The following is a 20,875-nucleotide window of genomic DNA, read 5'->3' on the forward strand; positions in this document are numbered from 1 at the left end:
ACTCATCGGAACGCTTGACGGTACAGGGGTACGCGTCACCGGTCCCATTGTCGCAGGCCGATCCAGCGGCGGCTGCCGCGCGTCGGGCGTGGACGGCCCGACTCTGACCGAAACTCCCGACTCAACGGACGGAATGTCCCGATTCAACGGACCGGAGGTCCCGATTCGACGGGGAGTCTCAGCTGTAGACGTGGGGGGCGAGGGTGCCGATGTCGCGCAGGTTGCGGTAGCGCTCGCGGTAGTCGAGGCCGTAGCCGACGACGAACTCGTTGGGGATGTCCCAGCCGACGTACTTCACCTCGACCGGCATGGTCAGGGCCTCGGGCTTGCGCAGCAGGGTGCAGATCTCGACGCTCGCGGGGTTGCGCGAGGTGAGGTTCGACGTCAGCCACGACAGCGTGAGGCCGGTGTCGATGATCTCGTCGACGATGATCACGTGCCGGCCCGAGATGTCGGTGTCGAGGTCCTTGAGGATCCGGACGACGCCGCTGGACTTGGTCCCGGAGCCGTACGACGAGACCGCCATCCAGTCCATCTCGAGGTGCCGGCTGAAGCTGCGGGCCAGGTCGGCCATCACCATCACCGCGCCGCGCAGGATGCCGACGATCAGGATGTCGCGGCCTTCGTAGTCGGCCTCGATGTCCTTCGCCAGCTCCCGCAGCCGGCCCTGGATCTGCTCCTCCGTGAAGAGGACGTTGACGAGGTCGTTCTCCACGTGGGACGAGTCCATGCGGAGAGACTAATTCACTTGCGCGCCTTCACGACCACGAGGGTGATCGCCTGCTTCGAGGCCGAAGGGGCGAGGGTGTCGGAGCCCAGGAAGTGGGCCTTCAGCACGTGGCCACCCTTGCCCAGCTTGCCGAGGACGACGGTCACGGTGCCGCGGCCGCTGGCCCGGAGGTCGGCGCTGCCGACGACCTTGTCGCCCTCGCGGATCTCGACCTCGCCGACCGGGCTCTTGGTCGCCTTGGCCGCGACCTTCACGACGACCGCGCCGCGGGCCTTGGTCGTGACGCTGCGGCTGACGAGGGCGGCGGACGTCGTGGTCGGCTCGGGCGTCTTCTCGATCTCGATCGCGCCCAGGCTGACCTTCTGGCGGGGCCGCTTGACCTCGATGCCGGAGAAGGTGACGGTCTCGTAGCCCTTCTTGGACAGCGTGACCGTGTAGGTGCCCGGCTTGCCGACCTCGAGGAAGAAGTAGCCGTGCTGCGGACCGGACGCCCGCTTGCTGGCGTACGTCTCGGCCGACGCCACCGCGGTGCCGCCCTTGGTCGCCCGCACCATCACGCCGTCGACGAAGTTGCCGAACTGGTCGGCGACCACGCCCTGGACCAGCGGGACCGGGCTCACCTTGGCCGCCGGGGCGGCCGGGAGCGCGGAGTGCGTGGTCGACGCGGACGCCGGCAGGACCTGCGGCACGAGCAGGACCGCGCCCGTGAGCAGCGCAGCGGTGGTACGAAGCCAGGACATCGGTCCCCCCAGGTTGATGGTGGCGCACGTCCAGTGTGCGCGAACTCGGGCGGCTCCGGGCGGGAACCGCTTGATAAGAGGTATCGGCACGGGCGAGCCGGACCTGAAGGACCAGGAGCGGCCGATCCCGCTCCTGATACGTGTCGGCTACCTCGAGATCGAGAGGTGTCCGTCGACGCGCCGGCAGCGCAGGTGCCCGGGCAGGTCGACCCACTTCTGCCCGCGCCAGTCGGTGAGCAGCGCGTCCATCGCCAGGACGTGCTCGTGGAACAGCTCCGCGGCCGGCGCACCGGCCGCGAGGGCGGCCAGCCGCAGCACGCGTCGGCGGATCGGCGCCGCCTGGTCGAGGAGCCCGTCGACGGGCAGGCCGGCCAGTCCGGCGTACGCCGACTCGGCCACGTCGTCCAGCAGGTCCATGTCGTCGCGGAGCTGGTCGGCGGTGCGCGCGAGCGTCTCGGCGACCCCCGGCCCGAGCTGCTCCTCGAGCATCGGCAGCACCGTGCGGCGCACCCGAACACGGGTGTACGCCGGATCGCTGTTGTGCGGGTCGTCCCAGTAGGAGATGCCCTCGACCTGGCACGCCGTGACCGTGTCGGCGCGGGCGACGTCGAGCAGCGGCCGGACCACCAGGTCGTAGCGGCGGCGCATCCCGGCCAGCGACCGGCCGCCGGACCCGCGGGTCAGCCCGAGCAGCACGGTCTCGGCCTGGTCGTCACGGGTGTGCCCGAACAGCAGCGCGGACGCCTCGACGCGCTCGGCGATCTCCTCGAGGACGGCGTACCGCCCCCGGCGCGCGGCGGCCTCCGGGCCGAGGCCGTTCGCCTCCACCCGCACGGTGGCGCTGAAGGTCTCGTCGGCCCCGAGTGCGGCCATCTGCTCGACGACCCGCGCGGCCTGGTCGGCGGAGCCGGCCTGCAGGCCGTGGTCGACCGTCGCGCCGACCACGCGCCAGCCCGCCTTGCGTCCCTCGAAGACCGTCGCGGCCAGCAGGGCGAGCGAGTCGGCGCCGCCGGAGCAGGCGACAACCACGGTCCGTCCGGGCTCGAGGCCGCCGAGCGCGCGGCGTACGCCGAGACGCACCGCCGCGACGGCCGGATGGAGCGTCACAGCACTCGGGTGATCCACGCCTGCGGATCGGCGATCTCGGCCTTGGAGGGCAGGTTCTCGGGAGCTGCCCACACCGCGTTGAACTCGTCCATGCCGGCCTTGTCGACGACCGCGCGGACGAACTTCGCGCCGTCGCGGTACTGCGCCATCTTCGCGTCCAGGCCGAGCGCCCGGCGCAGGAACCGGTCGAGGACGCCGACACCCTTGCGGCGCTTGTTGAAGCGCTTGCGGATCGAGGCGACCGACGGGATCACCGACGGGCCGACGCCGTCCATGACGACGTCGGCGTGCCCTTCGAGCAGTGACATCACGCCGGTGACCCGGTCGATGATCTCCTTCTGCTCGGGGGTGCCCATCACGTCGATCAGGCTGGCGCCGTCCGTGCCACCCCGGAGCACCTGGCCGAGCCGGGCGACACCGTCCTCGATGACCGTCGACGGCTCGAGGCTGTCGGCGATGGCGTGCATCTCTCCGAGCAGGTGGCCGGCCATCCAGGGCACGGCGGTGAACTGCACGCGGTGGGTCTCCTCGTGCAGGCACACCCAGAGCCGGAAGTCGTGCGGGTCGACGTCGAGCTCGCGCTCGACGTGGACGATGTTGGGCGCCACGAGCAGCAGCCGGCCGGCCGGCTCGTGGAACGGGTCGAACTGACCGAGGACCTTGCCGGCGAGGAAGCCGAGCAGGGCGCCGACCTCGAGGCCGGTGACCCGGGAGCCGACCGAGCGGGCGAGCCCCGACGGGGCCTTGCCGCTGGACGTGAGCTTGTCGACCACGGGGGCGAGAACGGTGGCGAAGCCGTCGGCGTTGGCCTGCACCCAGCCGGCCCGGTCGACCACGAGGATCGGCGCGGTGCGGTCGGCCGCCACCAGGCCGGTGAAGTCGCGGACCAGCCCGGTCGAGCGGTTCGCGCCGTCGCGAAGCTCCTGCACCACCGACGCGGCCTCGGCCCGGCCGATCTCGGGGCCCTCACCGGCCAGCCGGGAGCCCACGGACACCGCCAGGGACCAGTCGACCATGCCCGCGCTCATGGAGCGACCGTACCCGCGCCCCCGCAACGGCAGTCGGCGAGCGCACCGGCGATGTCGTCGAGCGCGTCTCGCGCGTCGAGGGTGTCCAGCAGCGCGATCCGGTCGGCCAGCAACGCGAACACCATCGGCGAGCCGGACCGGTCGGTGACCGTGCCGGCCAGCCCGCTCACCCCCGTGAGCGTGCCGGTCTTCGCGCGGACCAAGCCGCGGCCGGGATCCTCCGCGCCGTCGAACCGCTCGCTCAGCGAACCGGTGAACGCGGCGACCGGCAGCCCGGTCAGCACGGCGCGCAGGTCCGGGTGCTCGGCCGAGCCGGCCACCTCCAGGAGCGCCGTCAGCGTGGCGGGCTCGAGCCGGTTGTCACGGGAGAGCCCGCTGCCGTCGTACACGCGCGCGGTGGCGAGGGGTACGCCGAGCGCCTCGATGGTCTCGAGCACGCCGCGAGCGCCCGCGTCGAAGGAGCCCCGGCCCGACGACGCGAGGCCCACGTGGCGGGCGAGCACCTCGGCGGCCTCGTTGTCGCTGTACTCCAGGGTGTGCTCGACGATCCGCGACAGCGGCTCGCTGCTGACCTCGGCCAGCGCGGTGCCTCCGGGCGCGGACCACTCCTCCGGGGCGCCGCTCACCCGGACGCCGGCCTTGGCGAGCGCGGCGGCGAACTGCTCCGCGGCGGCGCGCGCGGGATCGGCGACCCGGCCGTACCCGTCGGCGTCGCGCCCCTCGTCGACCCAGAGCGCCTGGATCGGCGACACCACGCCCTCGGTCACGTAGCTGGCCGGCCAGTGCGGGCTGACGTCCGGACCGCTGAACAGCGAGGTGTCGTAGCCGACCCGGACGGCGCCGGTCACCTCGGCGGCGGTCGCGCGGGCGAGCTTCGCCAGGTCCTCGGCGGACAGCAGCGGGTCGCCGCCCCCGACCAGGACCACGCGGCGCGGTCCGTCGGCCACGACCTTCGTCGCGAACGTGTGGTCCGGGCCGAGCGTCTCCAGCGCGGCGGCGCCGGTGAGCAGCTTCAGCGTCGAGGCGGGTACGGCGGCGCCGGTCCCGCTGGAGTAGAGCACGGTGCCGTCGAGCCCGGCGACCGTGGCGAGCACGTGCGGACCGAGGTCGGCGTCGTCGATGAGCCCGGCGAGGGCGCGGCGGACCTTCGCGGCGTCCGGCGTACCGGCCGCCGGCGCGGCGACCGGAGCGGGCGCCACGACCTCGGGCAGGTCGAGCCCGGGCGGCGGCGGCACGGCGGCCGGCGTCTCGGGCTCGGCCGGGCTGTCGTCCAGCAGCAGGACCGTGGTGGCCGCCGCGAGCACGGCGAGCACCAGGACCACCGGGAGCCACAGGGCGAGCCGGGAGCCGTGGCGTACGTCACGTCGGCCCACTGTTCACCCCTTCCGACTGCGCGTTTGCGGTCATTGTGCGCGAGACTGGACGGCGCCCGCTCCGCGGGCCCCGACGAGATGACGATGGCGGAGGAAGACGTGCTCGAGTTCGACGTGCTGGTGGAGATCCCCAAGGGTGAGCGCAACAAGTACGAGGTCGACCACGAGTCCGGCCGCCTCCGTCTCGACCGGACCCTGTTCACGTCGACGGCGTACCCCGCCGACTACGGCTTCATCGAGAACACCCTCGGCCAGGACGGCGACCCGCTCGACGCGATGGTCATCCTGCAGCAGCCGACGTTCCCGGGCTGCCTGATCCGCTGTCGCGCGATCGGCATGTTCCGCATGACCGACGAGGCCGGCGGCGACGACAAGGTCCTCTGCGTCCCGGCGAGCGACCCGCGCCTGGAGCACCTGCGCGACATCAGCCACGTCTCGAAGTTCGACCGTCTCGAGATCCAGCACTTCTTCGAGGTCTACAAGGACCTCGAGCCCGGCAAGTCCGTCGAAGGCGCCGAGTGGGTCGGCCGCACCGAGGCCGAGGCCGAGGTGCACGCGTCGTTCGACCGGCTCAAGGCGACCGGCGGACACTGAGCTCCGCTGCGGGTCTCGCCGGCTGACCGGTGAGTCCCGCACGACACGCCGTACGCCACAGGCGTGTCGTGCGGGTCCTGACGGCTGACCGGCGGAGGCGACGTCCGCCCGGGTCAGCCAGATCTGGACGGATCAGGCGCTGATGCTGATCCGCTGGCCGCGCACGGGCCGGCGCACGCCCGCGGCGTGCCGGTCGGCGACGGCGGCGAAGTAGGACTCGCGGCGCTTGGCGGCGCACCCCTCGGGCTTGGCCTCGGGAGCCAGCGCGTCGGGGTCGAGCTCGTGGTTGAGCGCGTCGCGCAGGAGGACGAGGGCCTCGGCGCGCAGCTGCGAGATCCGCGACTCGGTGACGCCCAGGGTCGCGGCGATCTCGGCCATCGGCCGCTCGGCGAGGAAGTACTGCTCGATGACCAGGCGCAGCCGCTCGGGCAGCTCGGCGATGGCCTCGACGAGGTACGTCAGCTGCTCCTTCTGCTCGATCACGGCGAGCGGGTTCGGGGTGGTGCTGACGAGGCGCTCGCCGATGGCGTCGTCCTCGGAGGCGTGCAGCGAGAGCACCTGGGCGCGGGCCACGTCCTCGTCGTTCGCGGCGACCTCGCTCACGCTCATGCCGGCGGCCTGGGCGACCTCGGCCGGGGTCGCCACGCGACCGAGCACGTTCGCGAGGTTGGCGCGGGTGGCGTCCAGCTCACGGGAGCGGCGGCGCACCGAGCGCGAGGCCCAGTCGATGCTGCGCAGCTCGTCGACGATCGCGCCGCGGACCCGCGTCGCGGCGTACCGGTTGAACGGCACTCCCCGCTCGGCGTCGAACGCGGTCGCGGCCATGACGAGGGCGGTCAGGCCGGCGGAGGTGAGGTCGTCGCGGTCCACGTGCGAGGGAACTCGAGCCATGGTCTCCCGGACGATGTGTCCGACCAGGGGCATGTGCTCGACGATCATGGCCTCGGTCGCGGCCGGGAGCGCTGGTGCGGCCGCAGACCGGTTCCCGGTCCCGAGGCCATGGGTAGTTTCCATGGAAGTAATAGAACCATGAATCTCTTCCGCGGAAGGCAGTTGTCTGGACACCTCCGCGTAACATGCCATTCCGCTTGACTGAGCGAGCGCTAAGTATTTATGGGTCCCGCGACGAGGTCGGGCGAGCGGAGCATCTCCGGGGGAACCCCCCACGCGTCGACAAGATCAACGGCCAGCGGTCGGACCTTGCGGCACAGGCCCCCGATCTCGCGGCTGATCGCCTTCGACCGCTGCACGGTCAGCCGGCCGTGCTCCATGAACCAGGCGCGGTCGGACTCGATGGTCGAGAGGGCGAACAGGTCGCACAGCAGACTCAGCGCGACCTTGGTGTCGCCGTCGGGCAGGGCGCGGACCTTGTCGACGAACGCCTCGAGCACCAGGCGCTCGACGTGCGCGTTGGCGGCCGCGATCACGTGGTCCTGCACCGCCGAGAAGACCTCGCCGGGGTTCGTGCCCTGGTCGATCCCGCGCTTCAGCCGCCGGGCGACGCCGGCGAGCATGTGCTCCTCGCGGTAGCGCAGCATCGCGAGCTGGTACGCCGGATCGAGCAGCCCGGCCTCCTGGTCCCACTCGTCGCCGCCGGGCAGCAGGTCGCGGACCCGCTCCAACAGCTTGTGCGCCGACGTCCGCTCCACCACCGTCTCGACGGCGAGGTTGGTGACGAACCGGACCATGCCCAGCTGGTCGAGGTCCTCGAACCCGCTGGCGTAGTCGGTCAGCAGCCCCTTGGCCACGAGCTGCAGCAGCACGTGGTTGTCGCCCTCGAACGTCGTGAACACGTCCGTGTCGGCCTTGAGCGCGGCGAACCGGTTGATCGCGAGGTATCCCGCTCCCCCGCACGCCTCGCGGCACTCCTGGATGGTCCGGGTCGCGTGCCACGTGCCGAGCGCCTTGGTGCCGGCCGCGCGCGACTCCAGCTCGCGGCGGGTGTGCTCGTCGTCGGTGTGCCCGGAGAACACGTCGTGCAGCTGGAGCGCGACCACCTCCTGGGCGAAGTGCAGCGCGTAGGTGCGCGCGATCAGCGGCAGCAGCCGGCGCTGGTGCAGGCCGTAGTCGAGGAGGAGCTCCTCCTGCTCGTCCGAGGTCGCCTCGAACTGGCGCCGGCGCACGGCGTACTTCGTGGCGATCGCGAGCGCGACCTTGCTGGCGTTGATGCCGGCGCCGCCGACGCAGACCCGGCCCTGGACCAGGGTCCCGAGCATCGTGAAGAAGCGCCGGTTGGGGTTGTCGATCGCGCTCTCGTACACGCCCTCCGGCGTCACGTCGGCGAACCGGTTGAGCAGGGCGGTGCGCGGGACCCGCACCCCGTCGAACCAGATCCGGCCGTTGTCGACACCGTTCAGGCCCATCTTGCGGCCGTCGTCCTCGATGCGGACGCCGGGGCAGGGCGTGGCGCCGTCGCGGATCGGGACGACGAACGCGTGCACACCCTCCGAGCGGTCCCCCACCTCGAGCTGGGCGAAGACGACCGCGACCTGCGCGTGCCTGGCGGCGTTGCCGATGTAGTCCTTGCGCGCCGACTCGGTGGTCGTGGTGATCACGAACTCCTGGGCGTCGACGTCGTAGCGCGCGACCGTGCCGAGCGCCTGGACGTTCGAGCCGTGGCCGGTCTCGGTCATCGCGAAGCAGCCCATGAGCTTGCCGGTGATGAGGTCCCGCAGGTAGGCGTCGTGGTGGTGCTGGGTGCCGAGCTGCAGGATCGCGCCGCCGAACAGGCCGAACTGCACCCCCACCTTCACCAGCACCGAGAGGTCGCCGTACGCGAGGGTCTCGAACGCCGCGATCGACGCGCCGATGTCCCCACCGCCGCCGTACTGCTCCGGGAAGCCCATCCCGGTCTGCCCGGTCGCGGCCATCTCGACCACGACCTCCTTCACGCGCTCACGGAAGTCGTCGATCGACAGCTCGTCGGCCTCGTCGAGGATCGAGGCGTACTCAGCGAGGTTCGTGCGGACCAGGTTGCGGACGTCGGCGTACCGACCGTCGAGCAGCGCGGTGAGGGCGGGTACGTCGATCTCGGGCTGGACGTAGCCGGTCGGGGGTGCGGCGGTGTCGGTGGCCATGGCGGCTGATTACCCACGTCAGCCGGGGTTCAAGCGGGGTCCGGAGAGTGCTCTGGACCACGCTCCGCGCTAGTTGTCGACCGGGACCTTGGACGTGGTGGTCGTCGGGTGCGAGGCGAGGCCGCCCTTGTCGAACTTCTGGCCGCTCGCGATGCCCCCGAGGTAGAAGGACACGAACGCGATCATCACGCCGGCGATGTCGTCGGCGATGTAGTGCCAGCCGAAGTACAAGGTGGCGACGACGGTGAGGGCGAAGTTGACCCAGAAGACGATCTTCACCCAGCGCGACTGGACGGTGTACTGCACCATCAGCGCCCAGAGCAGCGAGATCGCGGTGTGCAGGCTCGCGAAGCCCGCGACGGTCTGGGCCTGGCCGTCGGCCCACAGCACGCCGTGCCGGGCGTTGACCAGGGAGTTCATCAGGTCGGTCGTGCCCGTGTGCGCGAGGCCGTAGAGGTACGGGTACTCCAGGCCCGGGCCGAGCGTCGGCAGCGCGTAGTAGGAGATCGTGCCGAGCGTCCAGGCGACACCCTGCGCGGTCACGAACCACCAGCCGTAGGAGAGGTTGCTCGACCAGACCAGCCAGACGGTGACGAGGATCGCGACCATCGGGATGAACAGCAGGTAGAAGCTGGAGAGCAGGTGGGCGACGACGACCGTGCCGAGGAGGTCGTGCAGCACGTGCGCAGGGTCGTGGCCGAACAGCAGCGCCCGGTCGAGCATGTGCAGCTCGCGGTCGTACATGCGGTCGGTGACCAGCGGCAGGAACGACTTGAGGTTCCGATAGCTGACGTAGATCACGTAGAAGCAGGCGATGCCGAGGATCACCAGCAGCAGCCGCTCGCGCGACCAGTGCTGGTGCCACCGCTCGCGGACCAGCTCGGGCATCTTCCTGACCCGGCCGCGCGAGATCCACACCGCGCGCGGGACCAGGTCGAGGAACAGCGCGCCCAGGCAGAGGATCGGCAGCCGCAGCCACGAGGGGCCGAGGAAGCTGCCCTCAGGGTCGATCAGGGGGCGGTCCAGGTGCCACGCGGTGAGCGCAGCCCAGACCAGCATCACAGCCGCGTTCACCACGAGGAAGACGTAGGCGCGGCGATACACGCAGGTCAGTGTAGGGAAGTCCCCTGATCACCGGCCAAACGGTGTCACCGCGAGACGGCCACCGTCGACGGTCAGGGCCACCCGGTCCGCGGGCGCCGGGTGCGATCCGTGCTGGGCCACGGCATCCATCTCGCCGACCCCGTCGACGTCCACCACCAGCCGGATCTGGCCCGGCGTCGCGCGCCCGGAGACCACCACGCCACGCAGCGGGCCGTCGTCGGCGACCACCAGCGCGGAGCGCCGTACGGCGACCGCCGGCGCCGCGGGAAGCCCCGCGGCGCGGAGCAGGGTCGCGGCCGCATCCCCGACGAGGACGCGCGCGTAGCCGAGGAACAGCGCGGTCGCGGGGTCCGCCGGAGCGCGCCAGACCTCGGCGATCTCACCCTCCTGGACCACACCGCCGGCGCGCATCACCGCCAGCCGGTCGGCGACCGCGAACGCCTCCTCGTGGTCGTGGGTCACCATCAGGGCGGTGGTGCCCGCGGCGCGCAGGATGTCGCGCAGGTCGCTGGCGAGCCGCTCGCGTAGCTCGGCGTCCAGGGCCGACAGCGGCTCGTCGAGGAGCAACAGCCGCGGCTGCACCGCGAGCGAGCGGGCCAGCGCGACCCGCTGCCGCTCCCCGCCGGAGAGGGTGCCGGGCAGCCGGTCGCCGTAGCCCTGCAGCCCGACGAGCTCGAGCAGCTCCTGCACCCGCGTCGCCGCGTCCGGCGTACGCCGCAGCCGCAGCGCGTACCCGACGTTGCGGGCGACCGTCAGGTGGTTGAAGAGCTGCCCGTCCTGGAACATCAGCGCGAAGCCGCGCTTGTGCGTCGGGACGCCGGCGAGGTCGTCGCCGTCCCAGCGGATCCGGCCGGCGGCGAGCGGCTCGAGCCCGGCGATCGCGCGCAGCAGCGTCGACTTCCCGGAGCCGCTGGGCCCGAGGACCGCGAGCACCTGGCCGTCGTCGAGCCTCAGCGAGGCGTCGACGACCGCGGGCGCGCCGTCGTACGAGACGGAGACGTGCTCGACGCTCAGCATCAGAACGCTCCGACCGACGGGACGCGCAGCCGCTCGACCAGCAGCATCACCACGGCGGTGGTGGCGGCGAGCACGACGGACGCGGCGAGGGCCATGCCGTAGTTCATCGCACCGGGGTGGCCGATGAGGTGGAAGATCACGATCGGCATCGTCGGGTTGTCGTCGCGGGCGAGGAAGGAGGTCGCGCCGAACTCGCCCAGCGACACCGCGAACGCGAACCCGGCCGCGGCGAGCAACGGCTTCCACATGACCGGCAGGTCGACGGTGACGAACGTGCGCAGCGGGCCGGCGCCGAGGGACGCGGCGGCCTGGCGCTGCCGGTCGTCGATGCCGCCGAGGACCGGCGCGAGGGTGCGCACGACCAGCGGGAGCGCCACCAGCGCCTGGGCTATCGGCACCAGCAGCAGCGAGTCACGGAAGTCCAGCGGCGGCTCGTCGAGCGTGATGAGGAAGCCGAAGCCCAGCGTCACCGCGGAGACCCCGAGCGGCAGCATGAACAGCCCGTCGAGGAGGCTCCGCGCGCGGCGCTCCGTGCGGGTGCGCGAGCGCCGGGTGACCACGACGGCCACGAGGAGACCGAGGCCGAGCGACATCCAGGTCGCGTCGACCGCCGTACGCAGCGACGTGACCAGCGCCTGGGTGACCGGCACGAGCAGCGCCTGGCGCGACCCCTCCGTCGTGAGCGCGCGGTAGTTGTCGAGACCCCACCCGTCGCCGACCTGCAGCGAGCCCGAGACCAGCGCGGCGATCGGCAGCCCGACGAGCACCACCACGAGCAGGACGGCGAGCACGCCCGGCCAGTCGCCGCGGGCGACCCGCGGCGGCCGGGCGGTCGAGCGCGCGAGCGTGGGGTCCGGTACCGCCCGCAGCCGGCTGGTCACCACGAGCAGCGCGGTGATCGCGAGCAGCTGCACGATCGAGAGCGCGGCCGCGGCCTGGAGGTCGAGCAGGTTCGTGGTGAGCAGGTAGATCTCGGTCTCGACCGAGGAGTACCGCAGCCCACCGAGGGTGAGCACGACGCCGAACGCGGTCGCGCAGAACAGGAAGACCACGCTGGCCGCGGACACGATCGCCGGTCGCAGCGCGGGCAGCGTCACCGTGAGGAACACCCGCGCCGGACCCGCGCCGAGCGAGGCCGCGGCCTCGGCCGGGCGCGCGTCGAGGGACTCCCATGCGGCGCCGACCGCACGGATCACGACCGCCACGTTGAAGAACACCAGGCCGGCGACGATCGCGCCCGCGGACCCGTCGAAGCCGAGGAAGCCGAGCGGGCCGGCCTCGCCGATCAGCTCCCGGAACGCCACGCCGACCACGACGGTCGGCAGCACGAACGGCACCAGCAGCAGCGCCCGGAGGGCCGCGCGCCCGCGGAACCTCCGGCGGTGCAGGAGGTGCGCGGCCGGCACGCCCAGGAGCAGCGCGCACGCGGTCGCCAGCACCGACGACCACACGGTGAACCAGATGACGCGCTGGGTCCGCGGCCGGGCGAGCACCTCGGCGACCGCGCCGGGGTCGAAGGTGCCGTCGGCCCAGAAGCCCTCGGCGAGCATCCCGCTGACCGGCAGCACGAAGAACACGCCGAGCACGGCCAGCGGCACCGCCGCCAGCCCCGCCAGGGCGAGCAACCGCCTCATGCCCGAGCGCTCATCGCGAGGTGATGTCGCTCCACTCGCGCAGCCACTCGTCCCGGTTCTCGGCGATCGCCTCCGGGTCCACGGTCAGCGGCTCGGTGGGCTGCTCCGCGAACTCCGCCCACTCCTGCGGCAGCTCGACCGAGGCGTCGACCGGGAACACGTACATGCTCTCCGGCAGCGCGGCCTGCACGTCCGGGCCCAGCAGGAAGTCGACGAGCGCCTCGGCGCCCTCGGGATTGGCCGCGCCTGCGAGGACTCCGGCGTACTCGACCTGGCGGAAGCAGGTGTCCAGCAGCGCGCTGGTCGTGCTGGTGCCGTCCTCGGCGATCGTGAACGCGGGCGAGGAGTCGTACGACAGCACGATCGGGCGGTCGCCCTTGCCGCCGCCCTGGGTGAAGTCGACCTGGTAGGCGTCCGACCAGCCGTCGGTGAGCTGGGTGCCGTTGTCCATCAGCGACGCCCAGTAGTCCTGCCAGCCGTCCTCGCCGTACGCCCCGATGGTGGCGAGCAGGAAGGCCATCCCCGGCGAGCTCGTGGCCGCGCCGGGCGTGACGAACAGGTCCTCGTACGCCGGGTCGACGAGGTCGTCGAGCGAGGTCGGCACCGCGAGGTCCTGGTCGGCGAACCAGGTGTCGTCGACGTTCACGCACACGCTGGCGTTGTCGACCGGGCTGAGCGCGTTCTCCTCGTCGCCGGGGAGGCGGTACTGCTCGGCGCCCTCGGGCAGCGGGGCGTCGTACGGCGCGAACACGCCCTCGTCGAGCGCCCGCGAGGCGAACGTGTTGTCCACGCCGAACGCGACGTCGCCCAGCGGGTTGTCCTGGGTGAGCACGAGCTTGTTGGTGAGCACACCCGCGTCGCCGGACGCCCGCACGACGAGGTCGTAGCCGGTCTGCTCCTCGAACTGCCGGACCAGCTTCTTGGGCAGCGCGAACGACTCGTGGGTCACCAGCACCACCTCGGTCGGTGTCGCGCCGTCGCCCGGCTCCTCGCTCCCCGAGCTCTCGCCGACCGTCGAGCAGGCGGTCGCCGCCAGGGCCAGCGCCAGCATCGGCGCACAGGCACGCACAGATCTCATTCGGGACTCCCTTCGCCGGTACTAACCGGAGCAGGTTCATAGGGTCTGCGGCGGATCCGCACTCTCAGCACGCCAGGCGTGCTCCCCTGTCTTGTGATGCCGAGACTAGTACCTCACCTCGTCAGCGCGACCACCGTGTCCACGCGGGCCAGCTTCTCCGGGTTGCGCACGGCGTACAGGCCGGCGATCAGGCCGTCCTCGAGCACGGCCGAGACGACGGTCTCGATCCGGCCGTCGAGGAGGATGTGGATGCCCGGGGCACCGTTGACGTTGACGAGCTCGAGGGTCACCGGGACGTCGATGCTCGCGCCGGTCAGGAACCGGGCCACCTTGTCGGCCCCGAGGATCGGGCGCAGCGCGGCCCGCTTCACGCCGCCGCCGTCGGAGACCAGGACGACGTCGGGGGCGAGGACGTCCATCAGCGCCTGCACGTTGCCGGTGGAGGCGGCGTGCATGAACTGCCGGAGCACCCGCTCGTACTGCGCCTGCGTCGTCTCGCTGCGCGACTTGCGCTCGGCGACGTGGCTGCGCGCGCGGTGCGCGATCTGGCGTACGGCGGCCGGGGTCTTGTCGACCGCGACCGCGATCTCGTCGTAGCCGAAGTCGAAGACCTCGCGCAGCACGAACACCGCGCGCTCGGTCGGGCCGAGCGTCTCGAGCACGGTGAGCATCGCGAGCGACACGCTGTCGGCGAGCTCGACGTCCTCGGCGACGTCGGGGGTGGTGAGCAGCGGCTCGGGCAGCCACGGCCCGACGTACGTCTCGCGGCGCCGGGCGTTGGCGCGCATCCGGTTGAGCGACAGCCGGGTGACGATGCGGACCAGGTACGCCCGCTCGTCGCGGACGTCGGCGCGGTCCACGTCGACCCAGCGCAGCCAGGCCTCCTGGAGCACGTCCTCGGCGTCCGCGGCCGAGCCGAGCATCTCGTAGGCGACCGTGAACAGCAGGTTCCGGTGCGTGACGAAGACGTCGGTCGATTCGGCGTTCATGGGGGATCCTCGGGTCGGCGATGACCATGAGACACCTGTCGTTCCCGTTCTGTGACAGGGTTTTTCCGTGGAGACCGTGCCGGACATCGTGACCGTCGACTTCGAGCAGCTGTCGGCGCGCGAGGCGTACGACGTCTGGCGGCTGCGCCAGGACGTGTTCGTCATCGAGCAGGCGTGCCCGTACCCCGACCTCGACGGTCGCGACACCGAGCCCGGCACCCGGCACGTGCTGCTGCGCGACGGGGACCGGCTGCTCGGCTACGCCCGGGTGCTCGACGACCCCGCCGCGTGGCGGATCGGTCGCGTCGTGCTCGCCCCGGAGGCGCGCGGGCGCGGGCTCGCCGACGTCCTGATGCGCGCCGCGATGGACGTCGCCGGCGACCGCGACGTGGTGCTCGACGCCCAGTCCCCGCTGGCGGGCTGGTACGCGACGTTCGGCTTCGAGCCGGACGGCGCGGAGTTCCTCGAGGACGGGATCCCGCACATCCCGATGCGGCTCAGCCGCTGAGGTTCGACGCCACCCTCGGCCTCACTCCACGTCGACGACCTCGAAGCGCACGCCTGCGCGCTCGAGCCGCGCCGTGAGCGCGGTCCCCATGGCCTGCGCGGTCGTGACCTGCCCGGCCGTGGGCGGGTTGTCGTCGAGCGCCAGGCACAGCGCGCTCTCGGCCAGCGCGATGCCGGAGAGGTCGTAGGGGTCCATCCCGCTCACCCGGGTGTGCACGACCGTCGGCCCCGACTCGGCGACGAAGTCGACCGTGAACGTCGAGCGGCCGCGGACCTCGTCGGAGGGACCGGCGCCGGACGGCAGCCGGCCGGTCAGGAAGCGGCGTACCGGCCCGACCTGCGCCGCGGCCAGCGCGACGGCGATGCCGCCGAGGGCTCCGGCCAGCACCGGCGCGTGCCGGATGCCGGCGGCGTGGGAGTAGGTGAAGTCGGGTCCGAACTCGGGCAGCGCGGCACCGCTGCGCGCCACGATCGCCTGGTCGATGGCCGGCAGCGGGAGCAGCCAGTACCCGAGGCGGGTGTCCCGGCCCGGACGCAGCGTGACCTGACGGGCGCGCCGGCCGTCCGCGGGCGCCGGCTCTGCGGCGGCGCGCTCCCGCGCGGCGGTCCGCATCTGCGGGATCCGCGAGGCGACGCCGAGCAGCGAGGCGAACGTGCCGCCCGAGACGCTGCCCTCGGCGCGGACGACGCCGCGCAGCCGGACCGGTCGGTCGGCAGTGGGCAGCTGGCGGACGGTGAAGAGCGCGCCGAGGTCGTGCGGCACCGAGTCGAAGCCGCACGCGTGCACCAGCCGGGCGCCGCTCGCGACCGCGGTCTCGTGGTGGCGCAGGTAGGTGCGGTCGACGAACTCCGGCTCGCCCGTCAGGTCCACGTAGTCGGTGCCGGCGGCGGCGCAGGCGGCGACCAGCGGGTCGCCGTGCTCGAGGTAGGGCCCGACCGCCGCGATCACGACGCGGGACCGCTCGGCGAGCGTCTGCAGCGCCGGGGCGTCGTGGCTGTCGACGACGACGAGCTCGGCATCGACCGCGAGGCGTTCCCGCAGGGCCGAGAGCTTCTCGAGGCTCCGGCCCGCGAGCGCCCAGCGCAGGTCGGCCGGCGCCGTCCGCGCGAGGTGCTCGGCGGCGAGCGCGCCGGTGAATCCGGTCGCGCCCACGAGGACGACGTCGAGGTCTCGGGTCACGCGCCGAGGCTAGAGGAGGTTGCGGACCCGGTCGATGAGCGAGTCCTTGACCGCCTGGGTGACCGCGGCCTCGACCTGGGCGTTCAGCTGGTCCTGGTCGTCGACGTTCGAGAGGAGCTCGCGGAGGTCGAGGTCCTCGATCGCGCGGGCCAGGACGTCGTCGGTCTTCAGCGCCGCGTCGACGGCCGAGTCGGGGATCGCGCGGATCAGCGTCTCCAGCCAGCCGTCGAGCTCGGCCTGGTCGAGCGCGTCGTCGACGAGCTCGGACGCCGGCGGCATCGTGCCGTCCTCCTCCATCTCGCCGACCGCCTGGAGCAGTCCCTCCCGCAGCGCGTCGACCTGGTCGTCGGTCGGCTGGCCGTTCTGGGCGAGGTCGAGGACGAACTCCTCCCGGCTGACGCCGAGGATGCAGCCCGCGTTGTCGACGCCGTGGAGCACGAGCCGCTCGGTGAGGCCGTCGATGCCGTCGGACTGCGAGTCGACGGTGCGCTCGGCGCAGGGGTCGGCGGACGGGAGCGGCTCGTACGACGCGCCGCCGTACGCGAGCTGGACGCCGAGGACCGCCGCCACCAGGAGGACGGCGACGATCGGGAGGCCGAGGCGTCTCATGCCCGCCTCCGGGGGAAGACCACGACGAGCAGGCCGAGGAGTGCGAGGCCGGCGCCGACGAGGAAGGAGTCGCGGAACGCCCGGGTGACCGCGCGCTCGACCTGGTCGCTGAGGTCGCGCTCGAGCTGGGCCGCGGCGGCGCGGGACCCGGGCTCGAACTCGGTCTGGTCGAAGGCGCGGTGGAGGTTCGGCACCTGTTCCTGCTGGTCGGCCAGCTCCTCGCCGAGCGACCGGGCCAGCGCGACCTTCTCCTGCGCGGTGATCGGGGCGTCGAGCACGAGCGAGGTGATCGCCTCCTGCGCCGGGACCTGGGCGTCCTGGAGGTCACCGACGAACACGGGCGTGAGGATCGCCAGCCCGATGACCACGCCGAGGTGGCGCGCGCCGATCGTCCAGCTCGCGTGCTCGACGCGGGGCACCCGCAGGTGCATCGCCTGCACGGTGAGCTGGTCGAGGGTCAGCCCGAGGCCGAGCCCGATCAGCGCCTGGGGCGCGATGGTCCACGCCAGCTCGGCGTCCGGGAGCAGCGCGAGACCGACCAGACCCCCGGCGATCAGGAAGCAGCCGACGCCGATCTCCACCTCGGACGTCGGCGTCAGGAGCCGGGCCAGCGGGCGGGCGGCCAGCGCGGCGACGGGTACGACGGACACGGTGATCGCGGCCGCCGCCGGGGAGTGCTGCCAGCCGTCGACGAGCAGCAGCACCAGCAGGAAGAGCGCGGCCGTGAGCGCCGCGGAGAGGAACGCGAGCGTGAGGTTCGGGCGCACCGCGGGGTTGTGCCGCACCGGCTCGGTCTGCGGTGGCATCGCCGCGCGCACCGCGAGGGCGGCCGGCACCGCGAGCGCCGCGATCGGCACCTGCACGTAGAAGATCGACTGCCACGAGAACGCCTGCGTCAGCAGGCCTCCGGCGAACGGACCGGTGGCGGTGCCGATGACGCCGGCGGTGATCCAGGTCGCGATGCCGCGACGTTCGCCGTACACGGAGACGAGCAGCTCCAGGCAGCCGACCAGCACGAGCGCGCCGCCGAGCGCCTGGAGGCAGCGAGCCGCGATCAGCACCTCGATCGACTGCGCGACCGCGCACCACGCCGACGCGGCCGCGAAGCCCGCGATGCCGACGGCGCCGAGGTAGCGCGGGTCCACGCGCTTGAGACCGACAGCCGTCGGCACGACGACGAGGCCGAGCACGAGGTTGAACGAGATCAGGACCCACGCCACCTCGGCCACGGTCGTGTCGAGGTGCAGGAGGATGTCCGGCAGCGCCAGCGTGACCACGGCGGAGTCGGCGAGCACGAGCGCGACGGTCACCGCCAGCAGCGGTCCCACCACGCGATGCATGCCGCCATCCTGGCAGGCGCCGCTGCTAGCGTCCGACGCCGTGACCAACTCCGGGAACGACTCCGTGCCGCTGGACCTGGCGGCGTCGCCGCGCGACAACCTCTACGCGTTCGGCAAGACGTGGGGGACGTTCAGCGAGGACCCGCTCGTGTCGACGTTCCACGGCGCGATGTACGCCTCGATCGGCACCCAGCGCCTGCAGCCCCTGTTCGGGTACGCCGGCACCGGCATCACCAAGGTCCGCTTCGTCGGCGAGGGCGCGGACGAGCGGCTGCAGATGCGCGGCAAGGAGACCGGCTTCTTCTACGACCTGCGCAGCGGCGAGGTCATCGAGACCTGGGACAACCCGTTCACCGGCGAGACCGTCGAGGTCTTCCCGTTCCTCAACGACAGGATCGGCGGCGAGCTCACCCTCGAGATGCCGCGGCTGTACGTCGGCGACGCGGAGGAGCACGGCGTCGCGATGAACGAGAACGTCGACGCCAACGCCGACGGCTCGCTGCCGTTCATCCTCCCGTGGGCGGTGTACGGCGACGAGGTGCTGCTCGAGTGGGACTACGCCCACGAGTACCCGAACCCGGTCACGCCGTCCGGCTGGCCGAGGTCCTCGACCGGGGAGACCATCAACCCCTCGGAGCACTTCGTCATCTACACCTCGAAGGCCGAGCTCGAGGACCGCGACCTCGCCTCCGCCCACTTCCGGGCCGGCTTCTCGCGGGTCTCGCCGTTCTGGCCGTGGATGCGGATGGGCGGCTCCGGCCTCGAGGGCGGCGTGATGACCGGGCGGCTGCACAGCCGCAAGACGATCCGCGGGCTCGACGACGTCCCGCCGGCGATCCGCGCGTACACCGAGAAGCACCACCCGTCGTACTTCGAGGCCCCCACCGACTGGGACGTCTCCGGCCCGATCCTGTCGTCGTGGGAGGCCTACGCGCGAGAGACTCCGCGCGAGGCGTGACCTGGAACCACGACTCGCCCATCGCCGATGTGACGAACACGGGAGGTTGCCAGGATGCAGGTACACGGAGAGAGCGAGCCGGAACCCGACGTGCCGTACGACCGCGATGACCCGTACGACGGTTTCGAGCCACCGGGCCCGGATCCGTACGAGCCCGACCACTCGGACCCTGACCGCGACCGGCTCGCGATGTTCGTGGCCGCGGTGCACGACGACCTGCACGCGGTCGTCGCCATGCGACTATCGCTGTTCCCGCTAGACGGCGGAGGCCGGGACGTGCCCCTGCTCGCCGACATGTTGGGCGTGATGCCCGGAGCGTGGCAGAGCGTGCAGTCCATGATCACCGAGCAGGACAACGTCATCGCGGGCATCTACGCCCTGCCGCCCGGGACGCTGGAGCGCGTGGGCCTCACGGATGCGCAGCTGGACTTCAAGCTGCTCGCGTGGCAACGCACTCGTGACCTCGTCCGCATCGACTTCGAGGACTCTGACGACCAGTCCGAGGCTCCGGGGACAAGCCCGCCCGACGTCTCGCGCGGGCGCCTCGCGGGCCGGATGTTCGGAAGGCTGACGGGAAAGCGCCCCAGGTTCCGTGAACGCGCGCTGCGGCACCTCGGCCGCACCCTGGCAAGTGCAGACATCGTTCTCGGCAGCCTCGTGAAGGTCCTGCCCGGCATCGATCCGTTCATCGAGTTCAAGGAAGTCATCGAACGGCTGGCCGAGGAGAAGGCGGACGGAGCAACCGACGGGGAGGCGTAGCCATCTCACGAACGGTGGGCGGGATTCGATCCTGCTCGACCGCGAGGGGGCACGATGGGTCTCGTGGACGCCTACCTTCGCCTCGAGGACGAGCGAGCCGAGACCCTGCACCGGCTCGCGAACCTCACCGACGACTTCCAGGCGATCGTGGCTGCATCGAAGGACACCAACGCCGACGACGAGCACGATCCGGAGGGCGCGACGATCGCGTTCGAGCGGTCGCAGGTGTCGACGCTGGTGCGCGACGCCCAGCGCCATCTGGCCGAGATCGACGCAGCCGTGGAGCGACTGGAGGCGGGGACGTACGGCGTCTGCGAGCGCTGCGGCCAGCCGATCGGCGACGGCCGGCTCGAGGCCAGGCCGGTCGCGCGGCTGTGCATCCGCTGCGCCGAGAAGCGCTAGGAACGCCGCGGCATCGGGGCGAGCCCGAGCTGCTCCTCGGCGTACCCGATCGCGAGGTCGTAGGCGACGGCCGCGGTGACGTCGGGGTCCGACAGCGCGACCTGGATGGCGATGCCGTCGAGCAGCATCGTGAACGTCAACGCGAAGCGGCGTACGTCGACCTCGCGGGTCACGTCCCCGGAGGCCTGGCCGTCGCGCACCACCTCCTCGACCAGGTCGCGCCAGCGCCGGTCCTGCGCGATGCGGGCCGCGCCGACCTCGTCGTGGCGGAACGCGGTCGCCCACACGTCGAGCCAGAGGCCCCAGGACTCCGGGATGTCGCCGTCCCCATCGGGGACGCAGCACCAGTCGACGATCATCGTCAGGCGCTCGCGGAAGTCGACGACCTCGGTCATCGCCTGGGCGGCGTACTCGTAGAAGCTCTCCTCGGAGTAGCGCAGCGCGTCGACCAGCAGCCGGTCGCGGGTGCCGAAGTAGTAGATGACCAGACCCGAGCTGACGCCCGCGCGCTTGGCCACGTCGGCGATCCGGGTCTCTCCGTAGCCGCGCTCCGCGATCAGCTGGGCTGCCGCCTCCAGCATCGTCCGGCGCCGCGCCTCGTTGTTCTCGGTCGGGGGCGCCGCCTCAGCCATGTCGGCGACATTAACAC

Annotated in this window: 21 protein-coding genes and 1 riboswitch; of the genes, 5 read left to right on the forward strand and 16 right to left on the reverse strand. The window is 72.2% G+C overall.

Annotated features, from left to right (window positions below; all coding sequences use genetic code 11):
* Nucleotides 1-178: 178 nt before the first annotated feature.
* The 5 genes from hpt to dacB all read right to left on the reverse strand — a co-directional run bounded on the left by hpt (nt 179) and on the right by dacB (nt 4,978).
* On the reverse strand, nt 179-730 hold the full coding sequence (gene hpt / locus ABD875_RS00395) for a hypoxanthine phosphoribosyltransferase (protein WP_345170419.1): 552 nt from the start codon (nt 728-730) through the stop codon (nt 179-181).
* Nucleotides 731-744: 14 nt separating this feature from the next.
* Entirely contained in the window at nt 745-1,470 is a 726-nt protein-coding gene (locus ABD875_RS00400; protein ID WP_345170421.1) for a carboxypeptidase-like regulatory domain-containing protein, read from the reverse strand.
* Nucleotides 1,471-1,617: 147 nt separating this feature from the next.
* Nucleotides 1,618-2,577 carry a tRNA lysidine(34) synthetase TilS gene (gene tilS, locus ABD875_RS00405; protein ID WP_345170423.1) on the reverse strand — a complete coding sequence of 320 codons (960 nt, stop codon included), beginning with the start codon at nt 2,575-2,577 and terminating at the stop codon, nt 1,618-1,620.
* The gene (locus ABD875_RS00410; protein ID WP_345170425.1) at nt 2,574-3,605 is read right to left on the reverse strand and encodes a zinc-dependent metalloprotease; all 1,032 of its coding nucleotides are present in this window, start codon (nt 3,603-3,605) and stop codon (nt 2,574-2,576) included. The genes tilS and ABD875_RS00410 overlap by 4 nt, the downstream gene beginning before the upstream one ends.
* The gene (dacB, locus tag ABD875_RS00415) at nt 3,602-4,978 is read right to left on the reverse strand and encodes a D-alanyl-D-alanine carboxypeptidase/D-alanyl-D-alanine endopeptidase (protein WP_345170427.1); all 1,377 of its coding nucleotides are present in this window, start codon (nt 4,976-4,978) and stop codon (nt 3,602-3,604) included. The genes ABD875_RS00410 and dacB overlap by 4 nt, the downstream gene beginning before the upstream one ends.
* An 84-nt stretch (nt 4,979-5,062) precedes the next feature.
* On the opposite strand from dacB, the gene ABD875_RS00420 reads away from it, so the two are divergent.
* The gene (locus ABD875_RS00420) at nt 5,063-5,572 is read left to right on the forward strand and encodes an inorganic diphosphatase (RefSeq protein ID WP_243056225.1); all 510 of its coding nucleotides are present in this window, start codon (nt 5,063-5,065) and stop codon (nt 5,570-5,572) included.
* 132 nt (nt 5,573-5,704) lie between these two features.
* On the opposite strand, the gene ABD875_RS00425 is transcribed toward ABD875_RS00420, so the two are convergent.
* The 7 genes from ABD875_RS00425 to ABD875_RS00455 form a co-directional block, all read right to left on the reverse strand.
* Nucleotides 5,705-6,586: a sigma-70 family RNA polymerase sigma factor gene (locus ABD875_RS00425; RefSeq protein ID WP_345170430.1), complete on the reverse strand. Its 882-nt coding sequence runs from the start codon at nt 6,584-6,586 to the stop codon at nt 5,705-5,707.
* Between the two features lie 89 nt (nt 6,587-6,675).
* Complete coding sequence (locus ABD875_RS00430; protein ID WP_345170432.1) at nt 6,676-8,649, reverse strand: acyl-CoA dehydrogenase family protein; 1,974 nt, start codon at nt 8,647-8,649, stop codon at nt 6,676-6,678.
* 69 nt (nt 8,650-8,718) lie between these two features.
* Complete coding sequence (locus tag ABD875_RS00435) at nt 8,719-9,753, reverse strand: phosphatase PAP2 family protein (protein ID WP_345170434.1); 1,035 nt, start codon at nt 9,751-9,753, stop codon at nt 8,719-8,721.
* A 27-nt stretch (nt 9,754-9,780) separates the two neighbouring features.
* Nucleotides 9,781-10,770, reverse strand: coding sequence for an ABC transporter ATP-binding protein (locus tag ABD875_RS00440; RefSeq protein WP_345170436.1), 990 nt, complete (start codon nt 10,768-10,770; stop codon nt 9,781-9,783).
* Entirely contained in the window at nt 10,770-12,404 is a 1,635-nt protein-coding gene (locus ABD875_RS00445) for an ABC transporter permease (protein WP_345170437.1), read from the reverse strand. The genes ABD875_RS00440 and ABD875_RS00445 overlap by 1 nt, the downstream gene beginning before the upstream one ends.
* Before the next feature lie 10 nt (nt 12,405-12,414).
* Complete coding sequence (locus tag ABD875_RS00450) at nt 12,415-13,482, reverse strand: thiamine ABC transporter substrate-binding protein (protein WP_345170438.1); 1,068 nt, start codon at nt 13,480-13,482, stop codon at nt 12,415-12,417.
* A riboswitch (TPP riboswitch) is annotated at nt 13,473-13,580 on the reverse strand. It overlaps the preceding gene by 10 nt.
* A gap of 15 nt (nt 13,581-13,595) precedes the next feature.
* Complete coding sequence (locus ABD875_RS00455) at nt 13,596-14,471, reverse strand: RNA polymerase sigma-70 factor (protein WP_345170439.1); 876 nt, start codon at nt 14,469-14,471, stop codon at nt 13,596-13,598.
* A 67-nt stretch (nt 14,472-14,538) separates the two neighbouring features.
* Between ABD875_RS00455 and ABD875_RS00460 the strand changes: the two genes are divergently transcribed.
* A complete protein-coding gene (locus tag ABD875_RS00460; protein WP_345170440.1) occupies nt 14,539-14,979 on the forward strand; it encodes a GNAT family N-acetyltransferase in 441 nt (146 codons plus the stop codon).
* 21 nt (nt 14,980-15,000) lie between these two features.
* Here the strand turns inward: ABD875_RS00460 and ABD875_RS00465 are convergent, their stop codons facing one another.
* The 3 genes from ABD875_RS00465 to ABD875_RS00475 are packed head-to-tail and all read right to left on the reverse strand — an operon-like array spanning nt 15,001 to nt 18,107.
* Nucleotides 15,001-16,158: a saccharopine dehydrogenase family protein gene (locus tag ABD875_RS00465; protein WP_345170443.1), complete on the reverse strand. Its 1,158-nt coding sequence runs from the start codon at nt 16,156-16,158 to the stop codon at nt 15,001-15,003.
* 9 nt (nt 16,159-16,167) lie between these two features.
* Nucleotides 16,168-16,767: a hypothetical protein gene (locus ABD875_RS00470; protein ID WP_345170445.1), complete on the reverse strand. Its 600-nt coding sequence runs from the start codon at nt 16,765-16,767 to the stop codon at nt 16,168-16,170.
* Nucleotides 16,764-18,107 carry an MFS transporter gene (locus ABD875_RS00475; protein WP_345170447.1) on the reverse strand — a complete coding sequence of 448 codons (1,344 nt, stop codon included), beginning with the start codon at nt 18,105-18,107 and terminating at the stop codon, nt 16,764-16,766. Before ABD875_RS00475 ends, ABD875_RS00470 begins: the two co-directional genes overlap by 4 nt.
* Before the next feature lie 40 nt (nt 18,108-18,147).
* Between ABD875_RS00475 and ABD875_RS00480 the strand changes: the two genes are divergently transcribed.
* The 3 genes from ABD875_RS00480 to ABD875_RS00490 all read left to right on the forward strand — a co-directional run bounded on the left by ABD875_RS00480 (nt 18,148) and on the right by ABD875_RS00490 (nt 20,226).
* The gene (locus ABD875_RS00480) at nt 18,148-19,065 is read left to right on the forward strand and encodes a DUF1838 family protein (RefSeq protein WP_345170449.1); all 918 of its coding nucleotides are present in this window, start codon (nt 18,148-18,150) and stop codon (nt 19,063-19,065) included.
* A gap of 54 nt (nt 19,066-19,119) precedes the next feature.
* A complete protein-coding gene (locus tag ABD875_RS00485) occupies nt 19,120-19,824 on the forward strand; it encodes a hypothetical protein (RefSeq protein ID WP_345170451.1) in 705 nt (234 codons plus the stop codon).
* A gap of 63 nt (nt 19,825-19,887) precedes the next feature.
* A complete protein-coding gene (locus ABD875_RS00490; RefSeq protein ID WP_379187998.1) occupies nt 19,888-20,226 on the forward strand; it encodes a TraR/DksA family transcriptional regulator in 339 nt (112 codons plus the stop codon).
* Here ABD875_RS00490 and ABD875_RS00495 read toward each other — a convergent pair.
* The gene (locus ABD875_RS00495; RefSeq protein ID WP_345170454.1) at nt 20,223-20,858 is read right to left on the reverse strand and encodes a TetR/AcrR family transcriptional regulator; all 636 of its coding nucleotides are present in this window, start codon (nt 20,856-20,858) and stop codon (nt 20,223-20,225) included. The genes ABD875_RS00490 and ABD875_RS00495 overlap by 4 nt on opposite strands.
* Between the last annotated feature and the right edge of the window lie 17 nt (nt 20,859-20,875).

This window comes from Nocardioides caricicola (assembly GCF_039541135.1).
Taxonomy (GTDB): Bacteria; Actinomycetota; Actinomycetes; order Propionibacteriales; family Nocardioidaceae; genus Nocardioides; species Nocardioides caricicola.

Bases quoted from the DNA above. Each gene is read 5' to 3' on its own strand.
- ABD875_RS00440 (WP_345170436.1), bottom strand. From the start codon at position 10,770: ATGCTGAGCGTCGAGCACGTCTCCGTCTCGTACGACGGCGCGCCCGCG.
- ABD875_RS00485 (WP_345170451.1), top strand. From the start codon at position 19,120: ATGCAGGTACACGGAGAGAGCGAGCCGGAACCCGACGTGCCGTACGAC.
- ABD875_RS00450 (WP_345170438.1), bottom strand. From the start codon at position 13,482: ATGAGATCTGTGCGTGCCTGTGCGCCGATGCTGGCGCTGGCCCTGGCG.
- ABD875_RS00410 (WP_345170425.1), bottom strand. From the start codon at position 3,605: ATGAGCGCGGGCATGGTCGACTGGTCCCTGGCGGTGTCCGTGGGCTCC.
- ABD875_RS00445 (WP_345170437.1), bottom strand. From the start codon at position 12,404: ATGAGGCGGTTGCTCGCCCTGGCGGGGCTGGCGGCGGTGCCGCTGGCC.
- ABD875_RS00400 (WP_345170421.1), bottom strand. From the start codon at position 1,470: ATGTCCTGGCTTCGTACCACCGCTGCGCTGCTCACGGGCGCGGTCCTG.
- ABD875_RS00425 (WP_345170430.1), bottom strand. From the start codon at position 6,586: ATGGAAACTACCCATGGCCTCGGGACCGGGAACCGGTCTGCGGCCGCA.
- hpt (WP_345170419.1), bottom strand. From the start codon at position 730: ATGGACTCGTCCCACGTGGAGAACGACCTCGTCAACGTCCTCTTCACG.
- ABD875_RS00420 (WP_243056225.1), top strand. From the start codon at position 5,063: ATGGCGGAGGAAGACGTGCTCGAGTTCGACGTGCTGGTGGAGATCCCC.
- ABD875_RS00455 (WP_345170439.1), bottom strand. From the start codon at position 14,471: ATGAACGCCGAATCGACCGACGTCTTCGTCACGCACCGGAACCTGCTG.
- ABD875_RS00475 (WP_345170447.1), bottom strand. From the start codon at position 18,107: ATGCATCGCGTGGTGGGACCGCTGCTGGCGGTGACCGTCGCGCTCGTG.
- ABD875_RS00430 (WP_345170432.1), bottom strand. From the start codon at position 8,649: ATGGCCACCGACACCGCCGCACCCCCGACCGGCTACGTCCAGCCCGAG.
- ABD875_RS00495 (WP_345170454.1), bottom strand. From the start codon at position 20,858: ATGGCTGAGGCGGCGCCCCCGACCGAGAACAACGAGGCGCGGCGCCGG.
- ABD875_RS00470 (WP_345170445.1), bottom strand. From the start codon at position 16,767: ATGAGACGCCTCGGCCTCCCGATCGTCGCCGTCCTCCTGGTGGCGGCG.